This is a genomic window from Legionella worsleiensis (genome assembly GCF_001467535.1).
GTDB lineage: Bacteria > Pseudomonadota > Gammaproteobacteria > Legionellales > Legionellaceae > Legionella > Legionella worsleiensis.
The window spans coordinates 99751-126197 of sequence record NZ_LNZC01000027.1 but is presented as its reverse complement, the minus strand read 5'-3'; the positions used below and the strand labels follow the sequence as shown (position 1 = coordinate 126197).

The window sequence follows — 26447 nt, the reverse complement described above, 5'->3', positions numbered from 1 at the left end:
CTAAATATCAGAACAGGCCATCCGAGAAACCATGGCTACTGTATGGGCGTTGGATTTTCTTGATAAAACGCAGAGTATAAGAACAACCTGGCTAAAAACCAGCAGGTAGACTAAATCCCAATATGCTGGTATCAGGTGGCAGCCACCGTAGTTACCGTAGTATGAAAAAATACTCAGACCCATTAAATAGATTACAAGCCAGATGGCATTTCCCGTATCTTGTTGCTGTGACGATTTTTTTATCAAGTGGGTATAAAACAGATAAAACAATAACCCAATACATGTCAGTGTCATTAGTTTTTTAATGCTGTGAAAGCCGGACCAGTATATCCCTACTGTACAAACATAAAAGCCCAATGCCCCAATAAATCTGCTCAATCTCAGGCGAAAAGGTCTGGTGTAATCAGGTATTTGTAGGCGCAGGCATAAGAGACTAATAGGGCCTACGGCATAACTTAACATCAATACAGCGACTAAAAAAGCAGAAATTTCTTGCCAACCATGCAAGACAAAAGACATGACGATTGCCAAAGTAAAATTGATCACAAGACTTACCCAGGGAACCTGATAAGTATTCATTTTGGTTGTCACAGCTGGAGCCGTACCTGTTGCCCCCATGCTGGCCAACATATGAGCTGCTGTAGTGGTGTATACCAAGCCAGTAGAAAAGGGTGATAAAAACGCATCAAAATAAAGTAAAAATCCAAGCCAGGTTAATCCAGCCATAGTGACTAAAGCCGCAAAAGGCCCTGCATCTCCTGGAAATGATAGCTTGGCCCAGCCCTGGGAGAGCGCTTGAGCATCCAGACTGCCAATAAAAGACCATTGCAAGCCTGTATACAATAATGTAGTGAGTATAATGGAACTAATCAGTACCAGAGGAACGTATTTGCCCGGGTTTTCTATTTCTCCCATCATAATAATAATTTGCCTGAATCCAAGCAAAGAAAAGAGTACACCGCCACTGGACATGGCAGCCATGACGCCTTCCCAACCATAAGGCATAAAACCACCATACTGAGTAAAATTATTGCTATGATAGGTGCTATAAATTAATGATGACAAGGTAAGCAAGGGAATGAACAGCTTCCAGAAAGTAAAGCCGGCATTGATTCGGGCAAACAGTTTAAGACCGTAATAATTAATTAAAACGAAGCAAGACAGCAACAGAATATTAATCACAGAGCCCAAAGAGGTATTGTGATAATGAGTTCCATGAGGTATTACGAGACCGGGGATATAATTACTGGCGTATTGAACCAACCCTTGTGTTTCAATAACGGGTATAATCGCTAAAGAAATCCATCCCAAACCACCCAAAATTACGCTGGTTAAACGACCATGGGTATACACAGGCAGGCTCGCTAATGCGTCTTTGTTTGGAAACATGGTACCAATTTCTGCATAGGATAAAGAAAGAATCAAAAGCAAAAAGCCGCCGATCGGCCAGGCTAAAAGTGCGGCAGGTCCTGCAAACTGCGCTGAATACAAGGTACCAAATAACCATCCCGAGCCTATGATGCTGGTTAAGGATATCCATAATAAACCTAAGGGGCTGAGTTTTTTAATCATGTGTCCGTTCATCGTGTAATCTATCCCTTGTTTGCTCCACGCAACTTAGTCTAACATTCTTGTTATTCTGAAAACCGTTCATTTTAGGTTTTAGGATAACCTTCTTAACGGCTAATCAGGCAGGGAATATTTCCTTTACTTGAGCTGATTCCTGATGTTGACGCCTGTCCACACGATGCGGTTTCTTTTTTGCATGCAACCCCAGTTTCTTTAGATGATGGGTATTGCTCTGTGGTGCCAAGCGTTCCGGTTTTGCTTTTGCGGCAGCAGTTCTCCTTGTTTTTGGTGAAAGGGTTTGTTCTATGCGGTGTATTTCGCTCCCCTGTTTTTTCAGTAACTCCTGATATTTATGTCGAACCGAATCAAGTTGTTCTTGCACTGATTGCAGTTTTTGGTTGCTCTCTGTAATGCGTTTTGTTACTTGCTCAAGGCTTTTCTTTCTGTCGGTAACAAATTCATTTAACCTGGTTTGAAACAGCTCTCGTTCAGGTACGGATTTGATGGATTGATCGGCAAAATTTTCTACAACTTTTTGCAAAGCCAGAGCTACAGTATTAAGATTTGCCAATTGCTGCCCCATATCTTTTTTTATTTGCTCCAATTCCATGGTTTTTTGAGTTAATTCTTGCTGATTTAATTCGTAGTTTTGATTTATCTGTGTTAGTTCTGTTTTAATTTGTTCATAGAATTGCGTTTTTTCTGCAAGAGTTTGTTTGAGAAGTTGGTCTGTTTGCTCCAGATTCAGTTGCATGGCTCGTAATTCCTGTTCTGTTGCTCTTAGTTCTTCTGCTTTGCGAGTTAACACGATAACTTGATCGGATAAGTTACATATTGTATTACCCAGCTGTTCATTTTCTGTTTGAAATTTTATTATTTCATCACCTAAAAGATCACACATCTGTTCCATATTTTGAATGACACGAATTAAGGACTCAGCTAAATGATTCATAGCATCTTTTAAACGCTCAGTAATTTGTTCATCATGCTGATAATGATTCTCCAGGATAATACTCCCAGGTATAAAACCAACCAGAGTTAATGCGCTGAGCGTAATCAGAGTGAATAGATTAAGAGCAATGCCGAGGATCAGAAGAGGGGCGATAAGCACAAAACCGATGCCAATTTTTTGCCAAAGCGGAACATTGCCCCAGAATAATGCGGCCCGGGTCAGCATGCTTTGATTCTTTGCCATGTTTTCTACGATGGTGTTAATTTGTTTTTTTATCTTTGTAACATCGTTGTGGGTTTCTGCCAGTTCGTTTAACGAGTTCTTCACATTATCGATGTTAATGATGCTAGACGACTGCTCTAAGATGCTGTTTAGTCCGGAAGCATCGTATTGGCTTTCTTGTGGGGTGCGTATTGTCTCATCGCAAGCAGGGGTAGGGGGAAGAGCAGTATTTAATGCGTTATCATCATTTTTATCATGACATATTGCAGAGTTTGTCATTTTTGCTGTCCTTATAATGTGTAATAACTCCATTGAACTGAACTTAATTGCTGGACTAGTTCATTATTTTGATTTTATAGGATCCCTTTGCGTCAGTCATTGTTTTATTATCATGAATTATGACATTTGATTATCCAGAGCTCGACAAAGCGCCAGGCGTAAGTCGAGCTGCTGATTTTAATGAGGAGGGGATTAATGTTCCTGTTGTTGCGCTGTTTTAGAATAGCTCAGCAGTTTGTTTGTATAGGCAATGGCCAAAGCAGAGATAATCAGGGTGATGTGGATGATGACCTGCCACATGACTGAAAAATTACCCAGTTTAGTTGGATCGATAAATGTTCGTAATAAATGAATGGAGGAGATACCTATCAGCGAAAGTGCCAGCTTAATCTTCATCGCCCCAGCATCGAGATGATCCAGCCATTCGGGTTGATCGGGATGAGAATCAAGTTGCAGATGCGACACAAAAGTTTCATACCCTCCCATGACGACCATGATAAGCAGATTAGCTATCATGACGACATCAATCAGATCCAAAACGCCCAGCATAATCTGAGTATCATCGAATCCATTAAGATGGACAATTAATTCAAAGAGTTCTCCAATAAAACGATAAACATAAGCCGCCAATATGAGGATAAGACCAAAATATAGAGGAAGCTGTAACCATCTCCCCATGAAAATCAAATTACTGATACCGCGTTTTATATTGTTCATAGTCACCAAATGCTTTTTCATTTTAAAACCAGGTTAATAGTAATTGTTCTTATGCCATTTGTTAATACTTAAGGCCATTGCGCAGGGTAAACGCATATAAACGTATTATCTAAGACCAAGACACCTACGTTCTGCGCTTTATGCGCAGAATCCAGATCTTTGCCTGAACTAAGATCGCATGGATCCTGCGTATAAAACGCAGGACGTAGGCAAAAGGGTGGAGATTTATGTTCATAATTTAGATGCGCTTGCCCTGAGCCATTGCGTCATGGAGTGATAGACCATTAGCTCCATTAAAATACAGATTATCATCTTTTTGTAGTTATCCCGTCTATTTTAGACAGTACAGTGATTGTACTGCTTAATTTGGTAGTGTCTGACAATAATCCCTGTACATTTAAAAAAAGAGGACGATTTGCGAGAAATAATAAAAATCTCTTGACAGTTAAGAGGTAGCTCATTAAACTGCGAACCTTATTTTGGGGCTATAGCTCAGCTGGGAGAGCGCTTGCATGGCATGCAAGAGGTCGGCGGTTCGATCCCGCCTAGCTCCACCATCAACATCTTAGTGTGTTGATGGTATAATAGTTCAGGGTCCCCATCGTCTAGAGGCCCAGGACACTGCCCTTTCACGGCGGTAACAGGGGTTCGAATCCCCTTGGGGACGCCATTATTTGATGTTGCGTTTTTTTGTGGTAAAATAGTAGTGTAAGTTCCAGGTCCCCATCGTCTAGAGGCCTAGGACACTGCCCTTTCACGGCGGTAACAGGGGTTCGAATCCCCTTGGGGACGCCATTTTAATCAGATTATTGCTTGATTAAAATGATGTTAGTAAATTATCTTAATCAATTCCACTCAATAAAAGACAAAACTTTTCCTCTAATCGAATAACTAATAACGTTAAGAGTTACAATCCAGTTAATTATTGTTTGTTTTCTCTTCTAGGCATTTTGTGAACGGTATAGTGCCTATCATAGGTTTTACCTGCTTAATTATAAATATTACAGTCTTTCAAAAATAGTTCTCGTGTTAAATCCGAACAGACGTTCATGCATTCGATAGGCGTATTCGTCAGTCATATTAGCCAGATAATCGCATACAACCCGGTATGCCTGAGTTTCATCTTCAGCTTGTTTAAATAAGTCTCTGTTTTTATTATCCAATAAACTTGTGGGGTTAGAGCTGATGGCATCAAACAAGCGCAATACAACGGTTTGTCCACCATACTCAAAAGTACGCGCCTCCTGAGAGTCAATGACATGATGAAAAATACACTGCATTAAATAATGTAATAAAGCCTGAGCCTCTGGAATCAGAGCGATATTGTATTTGAGTAGATGGTTTTCAAAGAGCTCATTAGTCGTCACTATATGCGTAGAGGTAATAAAATAATTGACCATTTCACCTATGGCTTGTTTTCGCAAGCACAAATCATTAGAAAATAGAGCATTAATCAGTCTGTCCTGATGATTTGCCAGAGAGGTATGGTCTAATAGTTGCCTGAACTCTGGAGTATCCAGATGAAATGGGTTGATGAGTCTTAAATGAATGGCATCTTCCAGGTCATGAACTCCGTAGGCAATATCATCGGCTGTATCCATTATGGAACAGTCAAAACTGTGGTAAGCAGACTTGCCGCATTGGCTTTCATGAGGGTGTTTGGATAATGATTGAAATAATACTCTATCGCTTTCAGAAAATGGGGACAAAAGCCAATCAATTTCAGGTTGTTCACAATCAAAATATGCTTTGGGCGGTAACCAATCGTTAATTTTAATTGTTTTATGAATAGATTCATGGATAGGGGGTAATTTCTTTGCGATGACATCAGAGCGTTTGACCGGATATTTTAAAATACCCAGAAGAGCTCGGCGGGTTAAATCAAGTCCAAAGCCCCCATAACTGTTTTCTACTTTAGTCAAAAGCCTGAGTGTTTGGGCGTTTCCTTCGAATCCTCCATAGTGACGCATCATATAATTCAGTGCAACCTCACCGCCATGTCCAAAAGGTGGATGTCCTATATCGTGAAGCAAACAGATAACACTGATTAAATCATCATTGGGTAACAGGCTGGATAAAAATTTAGGGTGATTCTGATTGGTAATTAGATTACGAACTATGCTCCGCCCTATGGAATCTACTTCCAGCGAGTGGGTTAAGCGAGTGCGGTGAAAATCACCTTCATCTGTGCCTAAAATCTGGGTTTTTCTTTGCAATCGTCTAAAGGCAGGGCAGTGGATGACTCGGGTTCTATCTCGTTCGTAGGGATCTCTATGATCCTGTGCGCCTCTTTGATTGGTTTGTCCTGATCGTCGGTGTGTCCACATATCATTCGTCACAGAAAAACAATAAAGATACTTTATGTCATAGTGGGTCTGGACACAACAGCATTTCTAAAGTTTTCTTAAAATTCGTAGATAACAATCCATAGAAGCAGAAGTTAAATAATAAATCAGGGGGTTAGTCATGGGATCTCAAATAAAATACCTTTTTTTAGGGCTTTGTATCGTTAATTTATCCTCATGTATGGTTTATGACGAATATACTACTGCAAGTTATCAGACATATACTGATGATCGCATCCAGATGTATCCGCAGATGGATTACCGCATGTACCAATACAGGTATCAGAACACGCCAACTCAAAGCGGTGTTAATGTTCCTGATTCTTATCATGTTGGGGCGTATCATTCTCCAGTATCTTTTAAAGACAGAGACAAAACCTGGGTTAACGGTCAAAATCCTCAAGGTTATACCATTATGGTAGCCGAGGATGAAAAGGCATCAAGAGTAGCGCAAAAATTGTATAAAGCACCAAAAAACGATCGCATGGCACAAATTAAATATCAGCGAAATGGTAAAGCGTACTACCGTGGATTATACGGGACTTATGACAGTCAAGAAGCAGCACAAAAAGCTTTGGATGCGCTTCCTCCTGAAATTAAGCAAGGCGCAGGAGTAACTAACTGGAGTAACGTTCAAAACACTATGGATGAATAGAATAAAACCTCAGGTAGAGGTAATAATAATCATCAACCGTGTCATACCCGGGGTATCCGTCTCATCAACAACACATTGTTTGATGGTCAGGGTGTATTCATCGTTTATTCGGGCAAGCCATTGGATGAATAACTGAAACGGTACTGACTCAAAGCTAAGTTGGATTTCCCCTGAACCGGTTTGTTGTAATTGAAAGGGAAATTTAAGCGTTTTGTTATTTTTAAGTTGCGTTGCAAGCAGGGTAAGTAATTGGCTATTGTCTACAGAACGTTTTTTAGTTGATGAATTGGCCTGTTGACGAACTTGTTTCATCCAGGCTAAGGTTTGTGTTTTTTCAACCAACTGGGTGGATTTTAGTGCCACCGTGTTGCTTAGGGGGGTATAGATAAACTGATAGTATACGTAAAGAGCTAGACTCAAAACGGCGGTTATCACCATCCATTTTTCACGTTCATTTAGCGAATTTAAATAGGATTTCACATGAGCTCCAGAGTGGCAATGACGTTTTGATCACGAGTTGATGCCTGTGTTTGCTTTACTTTGATCTGCATGGTTCTTAATGTGTTTTCAAGTTGTTCTAAGGCGGCAAAATCACTACTGACCAAGGTGACTGACAAGGCATTATTTTGGTAACGAAAATTTTCTATACTGCTGTGATGTTCGTGCATGGCTTTAGCGAATTGATTGAGTAAAAACCAGAATCGAGATGAGTTGTTTGAATCAGTACCGTTTATAAGCTGACTGATGCGAAATTTAGGGCTGACTACCTGTTTTGCTTCAGGAAAAAACTCACGATAAATCGTTTCAATTTGTTTATCCAGCTCTCGGGTTTGCTTGTTGAGCGAGTGCAGTGAAAGGGCATTAACCAAAATTAACGAGATTAACCAAAAACAGCAGAGTATAGCGCTTAGTTGATAGCCTTTTTTAACCCAATCGGAAGAATTTCCATGTTGCATGTCTCCCTGACACAGATTCAGTGGTTTTGAATTCAATAATTTTTGTGCAATCCAGGTATAAAATGATGTCTGGCTTTTATTAATCGAGGTATCACCAGTTAATTCACTGTCTTCACAGGCGATAATTGTATCTGAAGGGAATGTTTTTAAATAATTTCGTGCAAGATCTCCTGAGAGTGCGCCTTTAAAGTCATCATGATGCACTAACAACGTCGATTTGGTTAGAATTAATTCACCAGGAGACAGAGCAAACCAATCCAGGGTTATCCCTTCATAGCTTATCTCGTGTTCATCAAGGAGGTTCATAATAAACCGCATACGAAATTTACTTATTACTGTTACCAGATAGTGATTGTTTTGATACCTCAATTTATCAAAAGCAAAATGAAGCTCTTCAACTGGTTGTGCCAGTTTTTCTTCAAGGGCAAAAGGAATAGCTGCCCGTGCTTTGCGCTCAGGAAGCCAGGACAGCTCAAGAGCAAGAATGCTGGCACTCTCTGTTGTTTCGACAATCCATGTAACGCATTCATTTTGCAAGGATTTAATTTCGGCAAATGTACGATAAGCAGGGGGATCGACAAGGACCCCCGTAGCAGTAATTTTTAAACAAAGGCAACCATGATCATCAAGATGTTGAGTAAACAAGAAACATTTATCCATGAGTGATACTCTATTTTTGTTGTTGATGTTAATGGTGCATTTGCATTCAGTATATCCCGTAAATACTAAATAAAATCATACATAAGCCCTATGCTTTTTTGTATTTTGAGCCATCCACTGTTGTTTCAGCTGTTGTGACAGCAGATAAACCGCCAAAGCATATTGCGGACTGGAATTATAACGGGTAATTACAAAGAAATTAGGGTATGCCAACCAGTATTCTTTACCCTCATCGGTAACCAACTCAATGACTCCGGCACGAACAGGCTGATGCAGTGATGCGGTTACAGGTTTGATGCCTGAAGACTCAAGCTGAGAAAGAGTGTAATTCGCTGTTTTAGGATTCATTTGAATGCGTTTGTATTTCCATCCTGATACTTTCGCAGGTTGAGCCACTCCACCGTTTAATCTCCAACCGTGCTTGTGAAGATAATTGGCAATACTGCCAATAGCATCAGCATTGTTTGAGACCAGATCACGGCTTCCCTTGTTGTTAAAATCCACAGCATAGTATCTGTAACTGCTGGGCATAAATTGAGGCTTGCCTATAGCGCCTGCATAAGAACCCTTGTGATGTGTGGCAGGCACTTTATGCTCACGGCAAAGCAACAAATACTCGGTAAGTTCTTTGGTAAAAAATGGCGAACGTTTTGGGTAGTTGAACGCTAAGGTAGCAAGAGCATCAAGCACCCGATAATCACCCTGACGCTCTCCGTAAAGAGTTTCAACTCCTAAAATGGCAATGATGATTTCTGGCGGAACCCCATATCTTTTTTGTGCTCTATCAAGGTCTTTTTTATTGGCAGCCCAAAAATCAAGGCCTCCTTTTAACCGATAGGGTGTTAAAAATAATTGTTTGTAGGTATCCCAGTTTTTCTTTTCATAAGGTTTTTCCATAGATTCAATGATTTTGGGTTGAATCACCACTTGGTTCATTGTTTCGGTAAGCTGTTTTTTATCGAAGTGATGTTGCTTAACCATGGTGTTAATGAAGTTCTGAACGTCTTTACGTTGAGTAAAGGCTGTGTCTGAATGGCTTGTGAAGGTTAGTAGAAAAAAAAGGGAATATCCTAACCAGATTATTCGTCGCATGGTGCACCTGTTAATTTAAACCAAAGGAAGAATATTAGTAAAATTGGGTTGTATTAGCAAATTCTCTTTTTAAACAGAATCAATCTGTTCACAAAAATTTCGAAAATGCTTAAGCCTACTTTCTGCGCAGCCATATTTAAGATAGACTTATGCAATTTGCAAAAAAGGTTAATAAAGTTGAGCGATTTAAAGCGAATTCGTAATTTTTCAATTATTGCCCACATTGACCATGGTAAATCTACTTTGGCCGATAGATTCATCCAGATATGTGGTGGGTTAACCGAGCGTGAAATGAGCTCCCAGGTTCTTGACTCCATGGATATTGAGCGGGAGCGAGGGATTACTATCAAGGCTCAGTGTGTCTCTTTAAACTATACTGCCAGAGACGGTAAGACCTATCTACTCAATTTTATTGATACCCCTGGTCATGTTGATTTTAGTTATGAGGTATCGCGTTCTCTAGCTGCCTGTGAGGGAGCTATATTGGTTGTTGACGCAGCTCAGGGTGTTGAAGCGCAAACGGTTGCTGTGTGTTATACCGCCATTGATCAGTCTTTGACTGTTTTGCCTGTATTGAACAAAATTGACTTGCCTCAGGCAGAACCCGAGCGGGTCATAGACGAAATTGAAGACATCATCGGTCTTGATGCCCACGATGCCATCCGGGTCAGTGCCAAAAGCGGTATTGGCGTTGATGATGTGCTTGAGGCATTAGTGGCACACATACCGCCACCGGAAGGAGAGCTTGATGCTCCCCTGCAAGCACTAATCATCGATTCATGGTTTGACAGTTATCTTGGTGTTGTCTCACTGGTTCGGATAGTGAACGGTTCCATTCGCAAAGGTGATAAAATGCGGGTGATGTCCACTGGTCGATCTTACGAGGTAGATCAAGTAGGAATTTTTACACCTAAAAGAACCAAGCTCGATGTGTTAAATGCCGGAGAAGTGGGCTATGTGGTTGCTGGGATAAAAGAAATTCAGGGAGCACCAGTAGGGGATACTCTGACCCTTGATAAAAACCCTGCACAACAGGTATTACCCGGTTTTCAACGTGTAAAACCTCAAGTCTATGCAGGATTATTCCCCATAAGTTCAGATGACTTTGAAGCGTTCAGGGAAGCGCTGGCTAAATTAAGCTTGAACGATGCTTCTTTGTTCTATGAACCCGAGTCTTCAGAAGCATTAGGCTTTGGTTTTCGTTGTGGATTTCTTGGCATGCTGCATATGGAAATTGTGCAGGAACGCCTGGAGAGAGAATACAATCTGGACTTAATATCAACTGCACCCACTGTGGTTTATAAAATAGTGACGCAAAAGGGTGATACATTGTTTATAGACAATCCATCACATTTGCCTCCTTCGCCGCAGATTAAAGAAATGTATGAACCCATAGTCAGAGCAAACATACTGGTACCTCAGGATTATTTGGGACCTATTATTAATTTATGTGTGGAACGACGTGGTGTTCAGGTCAGCATGACCTATAGTGGTCGTCAGGTTTCTGTAGCCTATGACATTCCCATGAGTGAAGTGGTTTCGGATTTTTTTGACCGGTTGAAGTCAGTAAGTCGTGGTTACGCCTCTCTGGATTATAACTTTTTACGTTTTGATGCTGCTGATTTGGTTAAAATGGATGTATTAATCAACAGTGAGCGAGTAGACGCTTTATCCGTTATAGTGCATAGAAGTTCTGCCAACACCCGAGGCAAGTTAATTGCTGAAAAAATGCAAGAGCTCATACCAAGGCAAATGTTTGATGTAGCCATACAAGCAGCTCTTGGCAGTCACATTATTGCACGGCAAACGGTCAAAGCATTACGTAAAAATGTGACAGCAAAATGTTACGGTGGGGATGTGTCACGTAAACGCAAATTGCTGGATAAACAAAAAGCTGGAAAAAAACGCATGAAACAAGTCGGGCATGTTGAGATCCCTCAAGAAGCATTTATGGCTGTTTTTCAGACGGATAGAAAGAAATAATAGCCTGGTGTCTGTCTTATGGATATTGTGTTTGGTTAATTTTAGGATGTTAATTTATGAACTTTGCTTTAATTTTAGTAGTTCTGTCCGCAATAAGTGGGTTTATTTACCTTTTGGATGTGATTTTTTGGGCCAAAAAAAGGGGTTCTGAACAAAAACCAGGACGTATTATCGAATATTCACGTTCATTTTTTCCCGTATTTTTTATCGTTTTACTGCTGCGTTCATTTTTAATAGAGCCGTTTCGCATCCCTTCAGGTTCCCTGGAGCCCACGTTATTGGTGGGTGATTTTGTGGCGGTTAATAAATTTGCCTATGGATTAAGGCTTCCCGTTTTGGAGAAAAAGTTTGTTTCCATAGCCAATCCCAAAAATGGTGATATTGCCGTATTTCGCTGGCCACCGGCTCCTTCTTATGACTACATTAAACGAGTTATCGGTGTTCCCGGGGATCATGTTAGTTACCATAATAAAAAACTTACTGTGAATGGCAAAGAAGCAAAACAAACTTTTGTTGAATACACCATAGACGAAAGTTCAGGAAGAGCAGTTGCTCAATATAAAGAGGATCTCAATGGCGTAGTGCATGATATTTTCGTTAGAGCCGATGTTCCTGCGGTTGATTTTGATTTAGTGGTTCCCGAGGGGAATTATTTTATGATGGGTGACAATCGTGATGACAGTGCAGACAGTCGTTTTTGGGGTTTTGTACCCGACAGTTATTTGCGAGGTAAGGCGTTTCTAGTCTGGATGAGCTGGAATGGTAAGACGGATAATTTGCGCTGGTCTAAAATTGGACGGTTAATTAACTAAAGGAATGGACAATGCATAAACAGCAGGGAATGACTTTAATTGGTTTGGTGTTGACGGTGCTCGTTGTTGTTGGAACAGCTGTAGTTGTGATGAGAGTTGTACCAGTCTATTTACAACACTATAGCCTGGTTCAGTCTATTAAGGCATTGAACTCAACACCAGATTCCCTTCTTACTGGTGATGCCTACACGGACGTTGATACACTAAGAAAAAGTCTGAGTAAACGCTTTGATATTAATGGTGTGGATGATTTGAAAGCGGATCAGCTTACTATCACTCCTAGTGGTTTAAACAGATTTAGAGCGCATTTAAAATATCAGGTTGTTAAACCTTTGGTTTATAATGTAAGCTTGTTGTTCGATTTTGATGATACATATGAGGTAGTAACTGGCGGTGAACATTGATTTAGAGCGATTATCAAGACGTATTAATTACCAGTTCCAAAATTCTGCATATTTGAAGCAGGCCATGACTCATTGCAGTGTTGGTATTGATAATTATGAGCGCTTTGAGTTTCTTGGTGATTCTATTTTAAGTTTTATTATTGCCCATGAACTATTTGACCGTTTTCCCGCACAAAGCGAAGGCCAGTTAAGTAGGCTCAGATCGTTTTTAGTTAAGGGAGAAATGCTGGCTGAAATTGCCAGGGAATTATCTCTTGGCGATTTCCTCTATCTGGGTCAGGGTGAATTAAAGAGCGGAGGTTTTCGCAGGGCATCTATTCTGGCTGATGCCTTGGAAGCATTGATTGCGGCTGTCTTCCTGGATGGCGGTATTGATGCTGCAAAAAAAGTGATTCTTAAATTATATCGATCACGACTTGATAACCCGAATTTAAATGATTGCCTCAAAGATGCCAAAACACAATTACAGGAATTTTTACAAGCTGCTAAATATGCACTTCCTGAATACACTTTAACAAAAGTCGAAGGGGATGAGCATGACCAGGTTTTTTATGTTACCTGTTCCGTCGAGGGCATAAAACACGTTTCACACGGTCAGGGCGGTAATCGCAGAAAGGCAGAACAATTGGCAGCCAAATCGTTGTTGGAACAACTCCGCTCGCTTTAATGCGGTGTAGCCTGGATGTTGATAACTTATTCACATTTCTGCACTTAAGTTTGGGGTGTGATACCAACACACCTCATGATTTCAGGACATTTGTTCCAGCATCGAATAACAATCCATCCACTCTTCCTCTGCCTGCAGCAGAGCCGAACTGTTCTTATCTCTCAGGATAATTAACTGGTTTAAATTTTCCTGCTGATTGCTGTTTTCATAGAGACTTGGATCAGCCAGTTGTGCATCCAGTTTTTTTGTTTGATTTTGAAGCTGTTCAATGGTTTGTTCCAGTTTTTTTATACGGTTCTGAATTGCTTTCTTCTCTTTATAATCATTTGTTGTTTGGGTTGAAGTCGCTGTTTTGATGTCTTTGTTTTGCAGCCAGGAATAATAATCATCCAGATCGCCATCAAAAGCCTGTACTTTTTGATTATGCACCAAATAAAAATTATCAACGGTGGTTTTAAGCATGTGTCTATCATGTGAAATAAGAATTAAAGCACCCTCATAGCTTTGCAGCGCAATCTCTATGGCTGAGCGCATTCCCAGATCCAGATGGTTAGTCGGTTCATCAAGCAAGAGCAGATTTGGTTTAAGCCAAACGAGCTTTGCCAGTGCCAGACGCGCTTTTTCACCTCCCGAAAAATGTTGAATAGGTTGTACCGCCATATCGCCTGTAAAATTGAAGCCACCCAGAAAATCCCGGATGGTTTGCTCCCTGACCTCAGGAGACAGAATTTGAATGGTTTCAACCGGGCTTAATTGACAATCCAGTTGTTCCAATTGATGTTGTGCATAGTAGCCTATTTTTAAATGATTAGAGCGATGGATGTTGCCATTTAAAGTGGGCAGGGTACCCGTTAGTGTTTTTATTAAAGTCGATTTCCCCTCACCATTTGGCCCTAATAATGCAATTCGGTCTCCGGGATTTAAGGAGAGATTAATTTTTTTCAAAATTGGAGTTTGGTACCCCGCATCCACCAGATTGCATTGAATCAAGGGATTTCCTGCACGAGGACAAGGAAAGAAATCAAAAGAAAAAGGAGAATCAACTTGAGCTGCTGCAATAATCTCCATTTTTTCTATAGCTTTTAAACGACTTTGCGCCTGCTTCGCTTTCGTTGCTTTTGCTTTAAATCGGTTGACGAAAGACAGCATATGAGCAATTTTAGTCTGTTGTTTTTCATGTTGCATCTGTTGTAAGGCTAATTTTTGGGCATGAGTTTGTTCAAAACAACTGTAATTTCCCGAATATAAATTGAGTTTTTGATGTTCTATATGCAAGATATGAGTGACAAAGGCATCAAGAAACTCTCTATCGTGCGAGATTAAAATTATTGTGCTAGGGCTTTGTTTTAAAAACCGTTCTAACCAAAATATAGCTTCCATGTCGAGATGGTTAGTCGGTTCGTCGAGCAACAATAATGCAGCAGGTTTCATTAAGCAACGAGCAAGGCTCAGTCGCATGCGCCAACCCCCTGAGAAACTGTTTACTGGCGCCTTGTGCTGATCGGCTTTAAATCCTAAACCGGACATAATTGCGGCGGCTTGCGCAGGCTTACTGTAGCCACCACTATGGCTTAAGGCATCGTGATACGCCAATACACCGGCATCATCGCCAGATTGCTCCGCATTCGCCAAGCCATCCAAGAGCTTAATATACTCTTCATCTCCTGCGAGCACGAAATCAAGAGCTTGCTCTTCACTATCAGGGAGTTGTTGGGATAAGTGGCTTATACTTAATTGAGGATTGATTAAATATTCGCCTGTATCAGCAATCAGTTTGCCAAGAATAAAATCGAATAAAGTCGATTTACCACAGCCGTTATGACCTATTAGACCAATCTTTTGTTTTTCATAGAGACTGACGTCTGCTTTGTCCAGTAAAATTTTATTACTGCGAGATAGCGTTATTTGGCGAAGGGTAAGCATCATAAACCATAGAACAGAAGAAAAGAGTTTATAGTACCATATTTAAACTGATGATTTAATGAATTGGTTTCGCATCTTACTCGCTTGGTTCTATGGTTTTTTTGCGTGCTGATTGATAGCGTGCCTGCTTTTCTATGTCTATGTAGCGATCTGTTGTTGCACTTGAGCTATGCCCTGCATCATCCCTTACATGCTCTCTTGGTCGAATTTTAACGTCTTCAGAAATGCCGGTATGCCTTAACCAATGGACTGTTGCGGCAGATAAATTATCAGCCTCTTCCGAGAGTCCTTTTTGGCGAAGACGTTCACTTGCCAAATCAAAACAACGTTGAATAATTCTCCGAATGGGCGCAGTATCGCTCATAGGCCCATTGCCTCGAATTTTGGGTATTAATGGTGAGTTATCCGCAGGTGAGGGGAGAGGGGTCAACCCTAAAAAAGAACGCCATCGTATCAGGCTTTCCAGCATGGCCTCGCTTACGGCAATTTGTCGTTCTTTATTGCCTTTACCTACCGTAGTAAACCACCAATGGCCATTACTGTCTTTAGCGAAATCATTCATACTGGGTACCCATCTATCATTGGCAGCAAGTTCTGATATTCGCAAATACATACCAAACAGCAAGCTCAGCATAAAACGGGTGCGTTCATGCTTTTCAGGTGATTCTTCTGCCATTGATTCCGCAGCGTTTAATACTTCGTTCCATTGAATAAGGCTTAAACGACGTATTGGTGCATTGTGTTGTTTTTTGCGAATGAATTTACTTTTTTGGCGGATTAGGGCAACGGGATTAGAAACTGCATATTCTTCGGCTATTAAAAAATTAAACAGTGTACTCAGGATGGCAAATATTTCCTGAGTTGCACCTTGGGATAAACAAAAATGGTCAAGGGATGCATGGTGCCCATTTTTTATAGAGGTTTTGCTGATGGTAACCACAAAAGGACGCCATTCAATATTAGGACTTCGTTTGCCATCTTTTTCAATAAATCGGGGTACCTTTTTAAGGCTAATCCACGACTTGGGCGGATTTTGACAAAAGTGAATGTACTCCTCAATGTCGCTGCGTTTTAGTTCGTCTATGGTTGTATTTTTTATATGCCAGGACCATTGCAGCAGACGTTCGGCTTCTCGACGGTAGCTATTGAATGTCCCCAGGCTTCCCGTATAACTTTTAAGAAAGCTTAATGTATAGTTAAAGTCATTTTGAAAACGAATATCTGGCAAAATAACGTGTTCATGATTTTTATGAAGATAAGTAAGGTTATCGAATATAGGTAATAGTGTGGTGTTCATAATTTACGAATTAAGTCTATGATTGTTAATGCTAGCTTAAAATTAATGGTTTAGATAGAAGGGCTATCATGCACTAAAATGATCATATAAAAAACAAAAGGAATAATATTTGAAATAAACTAAATTTTTAATAAAAAATTAATGCATTAGGTTATTGACCTTGGTGCTATGACCTAGTATTATCTGCGCTCTGTCCTTGGACGGGTAACGGGGTGTAGCGCAGTCTGGTAGCGCGCCTGCTTTGGGAGCAGGATGTCGGGGGTTCGAATCCCTCCTCCCCGACCAAATTAGCGCCCGTAGCTCATCTGGATAGAGCATCGGCCTTCTAAGCCGAGGGTAGCAGGTTCGAATCCTGCCGGGCGCGCCAGCCGTCATGTTGTTAGTTTGCTGGAAACATAATTTTATGGTGAGCGTAGCTCAGTTGGTAGAGCCCCGGGTTGTGATCCCGGTTGTCGTGGGTTCGAGTCCCATCGTTCACCCCATTTGTAACGAATATAAAGTCTATCGCTAAAGATTCCATCTGACTCTTTACAAGACTGAATTACTGATTGATAATCCAACCTGATTGCGAAAGTGGCGGAATTGGTAGACGCACTGGATTTAGGTTCCAGCGGGGCAACCCGTGAGAGTTCGAGTCTCTCCTTTCGCACCATTTCATGATAATTTCCAAGAGGTGAATTAATGCAAGTTTCTGTTGAGACCTTAAAAGGTTTGGAGCGTAAGGTAACAGTTTCTGTACCTGCAGAGAAAGTAGAGGAAGAAGTGAGCTTGCGTCTCAGAAATCTTGCTCGCAAAGTTAAAGTTGACGGCTTTCGTCCAGGTAAAGTACCTATGAATCTGGTTAAAAGTCGCTACTCTGACAGCGTTAGAGAAGAAGTAGCACGAGATATGGTACAGTCTACTCTATTTGAAGCATTACAAAAAAATGAATTGGTACCCGCAGGTTATCCTCACGTTGAGCCAGAGCAACTGGTACAGGGTAAAGATTTTCGTTATACCGCTGTGTTTGAAGTGTTTCCTACATTTGAAATTACCGAATTAAATCAAGCTGCAGTTGAGTTAACTCGTTCAGAAGTTACTGACAAAGACGTCGGTGACATGATGGACAAATTACGTGAACAAAACAAAGAATGGCATGAAGTTTCTCATGCTGTTGAACAAGGCAATAAAGCGGTTATTGATTTTCAGGGCTTCCTGGGTGATGAACCCTTTGAAGGGGGAAGTGCCACTGGATATGAACTGATCATCGGTTCCGGATCCATGATCCCTGGTTTTGAAGACGCTATTATCGGTGGTACTAAAGAGAAGCCTTTTGATATAAAAGTCAATTTCCCCGAAGATTATGGTCACAAAGAGCTGGCAGGTAAAGAAGCCACGTTCAAAATCACCATTCATCAAGTGATGGAAGGTAAATTGCCTGAGTTAAACGATGCTTTTGCAGAGAAGTTCAATATCAAGGAAGGCGGTATTGATGCGCTGAAAAAAGACATCAAAGAGAATATGGCACGCGAGCTGGAGCGACGTGTCGGCATGATGAACAGAGAAAAACTGTTTGATAAACTAATGGAAGTTAACACCATTGATTTGCCTTTAGCATTAATTGATAAAGAGATCGAACATCTGAAACATGATATGTACCATCGTCTTTTTGGCCATGAACACAGAGATGACGAACAAATTCCTGATTTCCCAAGAGAGTTGTTTGAAGAGCAAGCAAAACGCCGTGTTCATTTGGGTTTACTCTTCAACGAGTATGTAAAAAAACACAAAATAGTTGCTGATAAAGATAAAGTTAATGCTATGATTGATAAATTCGCCAGTGCTTATGAGCACCCGGATGAGTTGCGTGCATGGTATCAAAGCAGCAAAGAACATCTTGCGGAAGTTGAAGCGTTAGTAATGGAAGATATGGTTGCAGATAAAATTGCTGAAGACGCAAAGATTGAATATAAAAATAAGGATTATGATTCAGTGATGAACCCCAAAAAGGGCACTGAGAACAAAGGAGAGTAAGTATGTCGGGCTATTCAGATAACTTAATTCGCAGTGCTAGTGGTTTGGTGCCAATGGTGATTGAGCAAACATCCCGTGGTGAGCGCTCTTATGATATTTACTCAAGATTGTTAAAAGAACGAATTATTTTTCTTTTGGGTGAAGTCGAAGATCACATGGCTAATCTGGTAGTCGCCCAATTATTGTTTCTTGAATCCGAGAATCCTGAGAAAGACATCTCTCTTTACATCAATTCTCCCGGGGGTGTCGTGACTGCAGGTCTTGCTATTTACGATACGATGCAATTTATCAAACCGGATGTAAGCACTTTATGTATAGGGCAAGCAGCAAGTGCTGCTGCACTTTTACTGTGCGCTGGTGCTGATGGTAAGCGTTTTTGTTTACCTAATTCACGAGTCATGATTCATCAGCCTCTGGGTGGTTACAGAGGACAAGCAACAGATATTGAAATTCATGCCCGTGAAACTTTGGCTGTAAGAGAGCGTTTGAATAGTATTATGGCCAAACACACCAGAAAAACACCCGATCAAATTATGCGGGATACTGAACGTGATAATTTCATGAGTGCTTCTCAAGCAGTAGATTATGGGCTGGTTGATAAAGTTCTTTATGACCGAAATGCAGTATCAAGCACATCTGAGTAACTGCGCAAATGATTCACCGTGCCAATTTTGCTTTACTGCACAGTTGGCATGAATTAACGGGCGCACCTTTTTTTGATTGACTAAAATTTTACATGTATATTACCAAACCATCAGGTAATCGCTGTAAGAAGGGGTTAGGTTATGAGCAAATCCGGTAACGGAAGTGGAGATAAAGTTCTGTATTGTTCTTTCTGCGGAAAGAGTCAGCATGAAGTAAAAAAACTAATTGCTGGTCCTTCTGTGTTTGTTTGTGATGAATGTGTTGAGTTATGCAATGACATTATTCGTGAAGAAACGCATGAAGTTCAGGAAGAAAAAGAAACCCATTTACCTTCACCCAAAGAAATATCAAATTTTCTTGACGAGTATGTCATAGGTCAGCCGCATGCTAAAAAGGTATTGTCTGTTGCTGTTTATAATCATTACAAACGGTTACAGCATAAAAGCGAAGACGGTGTCGAGTTAGGTAAAAGTAATATTTTGCTGATTGGTCCAACAGGTAGTGGTAAAACATTACTGGCTCAGACACTGGCAAGAATTTTGAATGTTCCTTTTGCTATGGCTGATGCAACCACATTAACCGAAGCAGGATATGTGGGCGAAGACGTAGAAAACATTATTCAAAAATTATTACAGAAATGCGATTACGATGTAGACAAAGCACAGCAAGGTATCGTTTATATTGATGAAATTGATAAAATATCCAGAAAATCTGATAATCCATCAATAACCAGAGATGTTTCTGGCGAGGGTGTTCAGCAAGCTTTACTTAAACTAATTGAAGGAACTATTGCTTCTGTTCCGCCTCAAGGTGGGCGTAAACATCCTCAGCAAGAATTTCTTCAGGTTGATACCTCTAATATTTTGTTTATTTGTGGTGGTGCATTTGCCGGATTAGAAAAAATAATTCGTCAACGCAGTGATAAATCCGGTATAGGATTCTCAGCGCAATTAAAAAATAAAAAAGATAATAGTGAAGAGGTTTCAAAAGCATTAAGCGAGATGGAGTCTGATGATTTGATTAAATACGGCTTGATCCCTGAATTTGTAGGTAGATTACCTGTTGTAACTACTTTACAGGAACTGGATGAAGCGGCATTAATCGACATACTAACCCGTCCGAAAAATGCATTAACCAAACAGTTTCAGTTGCTGTTTAAAATGGAAGGTACCGAGTTAGAATTTAGAGAAGAGGCTTTAACTGCTATAGCAAAAAAAGCTTTGGATCGAAAAATGGGTGCACGCGGATTAAGAGCGATACTTGAAAACATTCTTTTAGATACTATGTATGAATTACCTTCTTTGGAAGGTGTGAATAAAGTGGTTATTGATGAGAATGTTGTAAACAATTTATCTAAACCCATACTTATCTTCGAACATGAAGATATGAAAAACGCTGCCGGTACTAAAGAATAGTTCTTTTTTGTTTTTGAATTCCGTAGTGAGTTAGGCTCTGCTACGGAGTTCAAATTTTAATCCTTCACCACACTTCCTCAAATTAATACAGTTAGCATGTCTTAACATTGTTCTCTGTTTACAAGTTAAAAGCAGCTAATTCCTTGTTATTCGAAACTCATTAATTTATCGCTGATTTTACGAATTGTTCACTTGCTTTATTCTCTGTATACTCATAAGAAACACTGCAAATCGCAAATAAAGCTTATCGTTTGAATAAGGGTTCATTATGTCTAGTGAAAATGAAATGATGTTGAGTGATACTGTAAATATGTCTAACGTGCCTGTACTGCCTTTAAGAGATGTAGTGGTGTACCCTCATATGGTTATCCCTCTATTTGTCGGACGAGGTAAATCAATCAAAGCACTTGAAGCGGCAATGATTGATAACAAACAAATTTTCCTAGTTGCTCAACGAAAATCGGCAAATGATGATCCCGGACCGGATGATATTTACCAGGTAGGTACTCTCTCCAGTGTTTTACAATTATTAAAACTGCCTGATGGAACAGTCAAAGTGCTTGTTGAGGGTGAAAAAAGAGCCCGTGCCAAAATATACCATCTCGATAAAGGCTATCTTGAAGCTGATCTTGATTCCATGGAAGAAGTAAATAATGCATTAAAAGAGCCGGAAGTGAGTATTTTAATGCGCTCTTTAATGTCGCAATTTGAACAATACATTAAATTGAATAAAAAAATCCCACCAGAAGTACTATCACCTTTAGCGAGTATAGATGAGCCTGGAAGACTAGCAGATACCATCTCCGCACACTTAACTCTTAAGGTTGATGACAAACAAGAGTTGCTGGAGACTCTGGATGCAGGAACACGGCTGGAACGATTGATGGCCGCAATTGAAAATGAAATTGATTTACTCCATGTTGAAAAAAGAGTTAGAGGCCGTGTTAAGCGACAGATGGAAAAGAGTCAACGTGAGTATTATCTCAATGAACAAATAAAAGCCATACAAAAAGAACTTGGCGAAATGGGTGAAGAGGGTAACGAAATTGAACAATTGGAACACTCTATAAATAAAGCCGGAATGCCCAAAGAAGCAAAAGAAAAATCTCTGGCAGAACTTCACAAATTAAAAATGATGTCGCCCATGTCGGCAGAAGCAACAGTGATCCGTAATTATCTTGACTGGATGCTTATGGTTCCATGGAAGAAAAAAAATAAAATACAATTTGATTTGGTTAAAGCAGAGAAATTACTAGACAAAGAGCATCATGGATTAGAACTTGTAAAAGAACGCATTATTGAATATCTGGCTGTCCAACAACGTGTTAAACGATTGAAAGGGCCTATTTTATGTTTGGTTGGTCCTCCAGGAGTAGGTAAAACATCTTTAGGACAATCAATTGCTAATGCTACTGGTCGTACATTTATTCGTATAGCACTTGGCGGCGTAAGAGATGAAGCGGAAATTCGAGGCCACAGACGTACATATATAGGTTCTATGCCTGGGAAAATAATTCAGAAATTATGTAAGGCTGGGGTGAAGAATCCTTTAATTATGCTCGATGAAGTAGACAAGATGGCCATGGATTTTCGTGGTGATCCTGCTTCTGCATTACTTGAAGTTCTTGATCCGGAGCAAAATCATACATTCAGCGATCATTATTTGGAAGTTGATTATGATTTGAGTGATGTGATGTTTATCGCAACGGCCAATTCATTAGAAATTCCAGCTCCATTATTGGATAGGATGGAAATAATTCGCCTCGCAGGTTATACCGAGGATGAAAAAGTAAGTATTGCAGAGCAGTATTTGGTTCCCAAGCAAATAACATTAAATGGATTAAGTAATAATGAAATTCATATCAGCGAAGGTGCCATAAGAGACATTATCCGTTTTTATACTCGAGAAGCGGGTGTGAGAAATCTGGATAGAGACATTGCGAGTGTTTGTCGTAAGGTTGTTAAAGAAATTTTATCTAATAAAAAAATCAAGAAAATTAACATTACGGTGAGTAATATAGAAAAATACCTTGGTGTCAAAAAGTTCAGGTATGGCTTAGCTGAAGAATTTGATCAAGTAGGGCAGGTGACCGGATTGGCATGGACTAGTGTGGGCGGCGAGCTGTTGACTCTTGAAGCATCAATGATGCCGGGTAAAGGAAAAGTAACTCATACTGGCCAGTTAGGTGAGGTGATGCAGGAATCCATTCATGCGGCAATGACTGTTGTGCGTAGTCGAGCTAAAAAATTAGGTCTTGCTGATGATTTCTTTGAAAAAAATGATTTTCATGTGCATGTCCCCGAAGGAGCAACACCTAAAGATGGTCCAAGCGCTGGAATAGGCATGGCTACCGTATTGGTGTCTGTGGTAACTCAAATACCTGTTAAAGCGGATGTAGCAATGACAGGTGAAATTACTCTTAGGGGACAGGTTCTACCAATCGGTGGTTTAAAAGAAAAATTATTAGCAGCCCACAGAGGTGGAATAAAACATGTACTTATCCCTCAAGAAAATGTAAAAGACCTTGAAGAGATTCCAGATAATGTTCTGAGAAAGCTAACAATTCATCCTGTTAAGTCTATTGAACAGGTTCTTGAACTGGCCTTACAGCGCAGTCCATGGGAAGATAAGACAATAAATGCACAACCTGCACCATTAGCGAATAAGAGATCAAAAAAAATTAAAAATAATGATTTACATGCTCATTAATAACGGGTATATTTCTCCTCGTAGTCCGCCACTGGCGGGCACTGCAAGGATGTAGGAACTTGACTGAAGTTTTTAAATATGATTTAATGCGCTTCAGAAAATGGATGATTAACTGTAAGGGGAAAAGATGAATAAGAGTGAATTAGTTGACGCTATAGCAAACGGTTCAGGTTTAACAAAAGCTGATGCTAACAGGGTTCTTGAAACTTTTATGACAACTGTGACTGACGCATTGAAAAATGGTGATCAAGTTGTAATACCTGGGTTTGGTTCTTTTTCAACAGGTAATCGTTCAGCACGAACTGGTCGTAACCCACAAACTGGGAAAACAATTGAGATTAAAGCATCTCGTGTTGCCAAGTTTAAAGCGGGTAAAAACCTGAAAGAAGCTGTACAAGAAGCTTAAGTTTTCAGGGTGCTTAGCTCAGCTGGGAGAGCATCGCCCTTACAAGGCGAGGGTCGTAGGTTCGATCCCTACAGCACCCACCATGAATTGGAGTGGTAGTTCAGTTGGTTAGAATACCGGCCTGTCACGCCGGGGGTCGCGGGTTCGAGCCCCGTCCACTCCGCCAGATTAACGCGCCGAAAGGCGCGTTTTTTTTATCAGATTATGGTACACTCTGCCTTTATCAAGCTTATTAAATATCAATAATGGATCTCGGGATATGTTGCAGAAGTTAAATGAACGCATACAAGGTGTTGTAGCTTGGTTAGTCATTATTTTAATCGCTATAACGTTCGTTCTTTTCGGCGTTGATTATTATTTTCAATCTCATCAGACGTCTAATGCCAAGGTTGTCGTCAATAACGAGCCCATAACGAATCAGTCCTTTGAAACGAACTACAGACGAACCCGTGCTCAGCAGGATTTGGCACAGATGACTGCTGCTGATGAAAAAAATCTGCAAAATCAAGTTCTAAACCAGATGATTACCAATGAAGTCAGTCTTCAGGCTGCTCGCAAATCGGGTTTTGATGTTACTCCAGACCAGGCAAATGCCGCCATTCTTAATATCCCTCAATTTCAGGTAGACGGTCATTTTTCTAGCGAACGCTATCAACAAGCTTTGAGTGGTGCTTTGTTTACTCCTGAAACGTTTCAAATGGAAGTAAGGCAAGGTATGTTGCTTAACCAGCAACGATTTGCTTTTATGGGCAATTCATTTGCGCTACCAGAAGAAATAAAGCGGTTTGTAAGGCTGTACATGCAGACGCGAGACTATGATTATCTGATCGTACCGTCGTCGCACTTCACCAGCCAAGTTCATGTAACCGAGGCTGATATTAATTCCTATTACCAGAAGAATCAAAACACATTCATGACTCCGGAACAGGTCACATTAGATTATCTGGTGTTATCCATGAACGACATTAAATCCCAAATTAACGTAACTCATGATGATGTTAAGCGTTACTATGAAGAGAACAAAACTAATTATCTAACACCTGCTCAATGGAAAGTGGCTCATATACTGTTTGCCATCCCTCAGGATGCATCTCAGGAAGAACAAGACAATATCCAGAAGAAGGCTGATGATGCTTATGCAACACTGGAAGTAAATCCTGAACAGTTTGATAAAATGGTGTCTACTCTTTCAGACGACAAACTTTCAGTTCCTGAAAAAGGAGTTTTACCCTGGATTACTGCCGGACAAACAGAATACGCTGGCGCTCTTTCTGATCTTACCCAGGAAGGTCAGATTTCTTCACCAGTTAAAACCAGCCATGGTTTGGAAATATTCAAGCTGATTGCCTATAAACCGGTTACTACTAAATCCATAGAACAAGTCTCATCTACCATTAAAGAGCAGCTAACAAACGACATGGCGCAGGCAAAATATGCGCAGGCTTTGGAACAACTCTCCGATTTAAGTTATCAAAGTCCTGACAGTTTGACGCCAGCATCTGATGCGCTCAAATTAAAAATCAAGACCAGTAAACCCTTTTCTCGTAAGGGAGGAAGTGATCCAATTACAACGAATAAGCAGGTAATTAACGCTGCATTCAGTCATGATGTCCTTGGACTTAGTAATAACAGTGAGCCTATTCAGCTGGATAATGACTCTGTTGTTGTGGTCAGGGTGAATCAACACATCCCCTCAAGAAAACAACAGTTGAGCGAGGTTCGTTCAGAGATAGAAAAGTTTATTCGCAAACATGAAGCTGATAATAAAGCAAAACAAATTGGTATGAATTTATTAAGCCCTGTTGATGATGAACAACAAAAACAGATCATTGCTGCAAACAAGTTGGAGTGGAAGTCTGTAACTGATTCTTCTCGAGATAGTGGAAAAGCAGATAGCTTAATCAACGATTTGGCATTCAATGTTCAAAAACCTGAAAGCAGAGATGGAATCATTCTGAATAATGGAGATTACGTTGTCGTTAAACTAAAAGGCATAAACGACGGTAAATTAAGCACACTGGATAAAGAACAAAGAGACAGTCTGATTCAGCAGATAGAAGCAAGTTACGGTTTGATGGATTATGATCTCTATGTTAATAACTTGCTAAAACAAGCGGAAATTCAACGATAACAGTCAATATCGTTTGAGTTCTCATTTGTACTTATTAATTCCCCCTCTTGTCTGCTTGTTTTTTGATAGAGGGGGCTTAGCTCCAAGATATTCTTCACTAGTGTTTAAAGAATTTTCTCTTTTTTTATAACTCAGCATGAACTCTTTCTGAAGAACATTTTTTTCTGCGAAGGGTTTCCTGCCGCTAGCATGATTTTAATAATGTTAGGGTGGGTTGGATAAAATTTTTTGAATTAAAAATACTGCGCTAACTCCTAAGCTGTATAACCAATCTCACCTTGAATCCATCCTTGCACAAGTCACATACTGTCTTTCTGCGTTTTCTACCCAATAAAATAATGAAGGTCGCTTTACTATTAAAACCCCCTCACCCTTGATCCCTCTCCCCCACGCTGTGCGTGGGGGAGAGGGGAAAACATGGTATAAACAGGGTAGTGGTAATCCTTTAAACCGGGATGATAGATAAAGGCTTATAATGGCTAAGCTTTAATAATTTTATTTTCTCTAACATAATAAGTTCTAATTTTACCCAAATAAAATGCAAAATCATTCATCCATCATCAGCTATTTAATCGATTTCACCTTGAATCCGTC

General features: G+C 40.2%; 20 protein-coding genes and 9 tRNA genes. 20 read left to right on the top strand and 9 right to left on the bottom strand.

What is annotated here, in order from left to right:
* The 3 genes from Lwor_RS10115 to Lwor_RS10105 all read right to left on the bottom strand — a co-directional run bounded on the left by Lwor_RS10115 (position 1) and on the right by Lwor_RS10105 (position 3739).
* Positions 1-1572 (bottom strand): APC family permease, encoded by a 1572-nt coding sequence (locus Lwor_RS10115; RefSeq protein ID WP_058493986.1) that lies wholly within the window; start codon positions 1570-1572, stop codon positions 1-3.
* Positions 1573-1687: 115 nt separating this feature from the next.
* Positions 1688-3022 carry a LegC2/C7 family Dot/Icm T4SS effector gene (locus tag Lwor_RS10110; RefSeq protein ID WP_058493756.1) on the bottom strand — a complete coding sequence of 445 codons (1335 nt, stop codon included), beginning with the start codon at positions 3020-3022 and terminating at the stop codon, positions 1688-1690.
* Positions 3023-3214: 192 nt separating this feature from the next.
* Complete coding sequence (locus Lwor_RS10105; RefSeq protein ID WP_058493985.1) at positions 3215-3739, bottom strand: TIGR00645 family protein; 525 nt, start codon at positions 3737-3739, stop codon at positions 3215-3217.
* 481 nt (positions 3740-4220) lie between these two features.
* On the opposite strand from Lwor_RS10105, the gene Lwor_RS10100 reads away from it, so the two are divergent.
* From Lwor_RS10100 to Lwor_RS10090, 3 genes are all read left to right on the top strand, one after another.
* Positions 4221-4296, top strand: a tRNA-Ala gene (locus Lwor_RS10100).
* A 37-nt stretch (positions 4297-4333) separates the two neighbouring features.
* Positions 4334-4409 (top strand) — tRNA-Glu (locus tag Lwor_RS10095).
* Between the two features lie 49 nt (positions 4410-4458).
* Positions 4459-4534, top strand: a tRNA-Glu gene (locus Lwor_RS10090).
* 206 nt (positions 4535-4740) lie between these two features.
* Here the strand turns inward: Lwor_RS10090 and Lwor_RS10085 are convergent.
* Positions 4741-6066: an anti-phage deoxyguanosine triphosphatase gene (locus tag Lwor_RS10085; RefSeq protein ID WP_058493755.1), complete on the bottom strand. Its 1326-nt coding sequence runs from the start codon at positions 6064-6066 to the stop codon at positions 4741-4743.
* Between the two features lie 139 nt (positions 6067-6205).
* Between Lwor_RS10085 and Lwor_RS10080 the strand changes: the two genes are divergently transcribed.
* The gene (locus tag Lwor_RS10080) at positions 6206-6739 is read left to right on the top strand and encodes an SPOR domain-containing protein (RefSeq protein ID WP_058493754.1); all 534 of its coding nucleotides are present in this window, start codon (positions 6206-6208) and stop codon (positions 6737-6739) included.
* Positions 6740-6748: 9 nt separating this feature from the next.
* Here the strand turns inward: Lwor_RS10080 and lspM are convergent, their stop codons facing one another.
* The 3 genes from lspM to mltB all read right to left on the bottom strand — a co-directional run bounded on the left by lspM (position 6749) and on the right by mltB (position 9447).
* Complete coding sequence (gene lspM, locus Lwor_RS10075) at positions 6749-7219, bottom strand: GspM family type II secretion system protein LspM (RefSeq protein ID WP_058493753.1); 471 nt, start codon at positions 7217-7219, stop codon at positions 6749-6751.
* Complete coding sequence (gene gspL, locus Lwor_RS10070; protein ID WP_058493752.1) at positions 7216-8355, bottom strand: type II secretion system protein GspL; 1140 nt, start codon at positions 8353-8355, stop codon at positions 7216-7218. The genes lspM and gspL overlap by 4 nt, the downstream gene beginning before the upstream one ends.
* Before the next feature lie 75 nt (positions 8356-8430).
* Complete coding sequence (mltB, locus tag Lwor_RS10065; RefSeq protein ID WP_058493751.1) at positions 8431-9447, bottom strand: lytic murein transglycosylase B; 1017 nt, start codon at positions 9445-9447, stop codon at positions 8431-8433.
* 105 nt (positions 9448-9552) lie between these two features.
* Between mltB and lepA the strand changes: the two genes are divergently transcribed.
* From lepA to rnc, 4 genes are read left to right on the top strand one after another with little or no spacing between them, the layout of a single operon-like run.
* Positions 9553-11430 (top strand): translation elongation factor 4, encoded by a 1878-nt coding sequence (lepA, locus tag Lwor_RS10060; RefSeq protein WP_115090903.1) that lies wholly within the window; start codon positions 9553-9555, stop codon positions 11428-11430.
* Between the two features lie 56 nt (positions 11431-11486).
* Complete coding sequence (gene lepB, locus Lwor_RS10055; RefSeq protein WP_058493749.1) at positions 11487-12242, top strand: signal peptidase I; 756 nt, start codon at positions 11487-11489, stop codon at positions 12240-12242.
* A gap of 11 nt (positions 12243-12253) precedes the next feature.
* The gene (locus Lwor_RS10050; RefSeq protein WP_058493748.1) at positions 12254-12646 is read left to right on the top strand and encodes a DUF4845 domain-containing protein; all 393 of its coding nucleotides are present in this window, start codon (positions 12254-12256) and stop codon (positions 12644-12646) included.
* Positions 12636-13313: a ribonuclease III gene (gene rnc, locus Lwor_RS10045; protein WP_058493747.1), complete on the top strand. Its 678-nt coding sequence runs from the start codon at positions 12636-12638 to the stop codon at positions 13311-13313. The genes Lwor_RS10050 and rnc overlap by 11 nt, the downstream gene beginning before the upstream one ends.
* Positions 13314-13394: 81 nt before the next feature.
* Here rnc and Lwor_RS10040 read toward each other — a convergent pair whose 3' ends face one another.
* On the bottom strand, positions 13395-15236 hold the full coding sequence (locus Lwor_RS10040; protein WP_058493746.1) for an ABC-F family ATP-binding cassette domain-containing protein: 1842 nt from the start codon (positions 15234-15236) through the stop codon (positions 13395-13397).
* 76 nt (positions 15237-15312) lie between these two features.
* Positions 15313-16533 (bottom strand): tyrosine-type recombinase/integrase, encoded by a 1221-nt coding sequence (locus tag Lwor_RS10035; RefSeq protein WP_058493745.1) that lies wholly within the window; start codon positions 16531-16533, stop codon positions 15313-15315.
* A 208-nt stretch (positions 16534-16741) separates the two neighbouring features.
* On the opposite strand from Lwor_RS10035, the gene Lwor_RS10030 reads away from it, so the two are divergent.
* From Lwor_RS10030 to Lwor_RS09975, 12 genes are all read left to right on the top strand, one after another.
* A tRNA-Pro gene (locus Lwor_RS10030) sits at positions 16742-16818 on the top strand.
* Positions 16819-16823: 5 nt separating this feature from the next.
* Positions 16824-16900, top strand: a tRNA-Arg gene (locus Lwor_RS10025).
* A 39-nt stretch (positions 16901-16939) separates the two neighbouring features.
* Positions 16940-17015, top strand: a tRNA-His gene (locus Lwor_RS10020).
* An 85-nt stretch (positions 17016-17100) separates the two neighbouring features.
* Positions 17101-17185: transfer RNA gene (locus Lwor_RS10015), tRNA-Leu, on the top strand.
* A gap of 29 nt (positions 17186-17214) precedes the next feature.
* Positions 17215-18546, top strand: a complete 1332-nt coding sequence (gene tig, locus Lwor_RS10010) for a trigger factor (RefSeq protein ID WP_058493744.1) — start codon at positions 17215-17217, stop codon at positions 18544-18546.
* 2 nt (positions 18547-18548) lie between these two features.
* Positions 18549-19190, top strand: a complete 642-nt coding sequence (clpP, locus tag Lwor_RS10005) for an ATP-dependent Clp endopeptidase proteolytic subunit ClpP (RefSeq protein WP_058493743.1) — start codon at positions 18549-18551, stop codon at positions 19188-19190.
* A gap of 141 nt (positions 19191-19331) precedes the next feature.
* The gene (gene clpX / locus Lwor_RS10000; protein WP_058493742.1) at positions 19332-20606 is read left to right on the top strand and encodes an ATP-dependent Clp protease ATP-binding subunit ClpX; all 1275 of its coding nucleotides are present in this window, start codon (positions 19332-19334) and stop codon (positions 20604-20606) included.
* 268 nt (positions 20607-20874) lie between these two features.
* Positions 20875-23316: an endopeptidase La gene (lon, locus tag Lwor_RS09995; protein WP_058493741.1), complete on the top strand. Its 2442-nt coding sequence runs from the start codon at positions 20875-20877 to the stop codon at positions 23314-23316.
* A 127-nt stretch (positions 23317-23443) separates the two neighbouring features.
* Positions 23444-23722 (top strand): HU family DNA-binding protein, encoded by a 279-nt coding sequence (locus Lwor_RS09990; protein ID WP_058493740.1) that lies wholly within the window; start codon positions 23444-23446, stop codon positions 23720-23722.
* 7 nt (positions 23723-23729) lie between these two features.
* Positions 23730-23805 (top strand) — tRNA-Val (locus tag Lwor_RS09985).
* Between the two features lie 6 nt (positions 23806-23811).
* Positions 23812-23888: transfer RNA gene (locus Lwor_RS09980), tRNA-Asp, on the top strand.
* Positions 23889-23981: 93 nt separating this feature from the next.
* Positions 23982-25853, top strand: a complete 1872-nt coding sequence (locus Lwor_RS09975; protein ID WP_058493739.1) for a SurA N-terminal domain-containing protein — start codon at positions 23982-23984, stop codon at positions 25851-25853.
* The last annotated feature ends 594 nt before the right edge of the window (positions 25854-26447 follow it).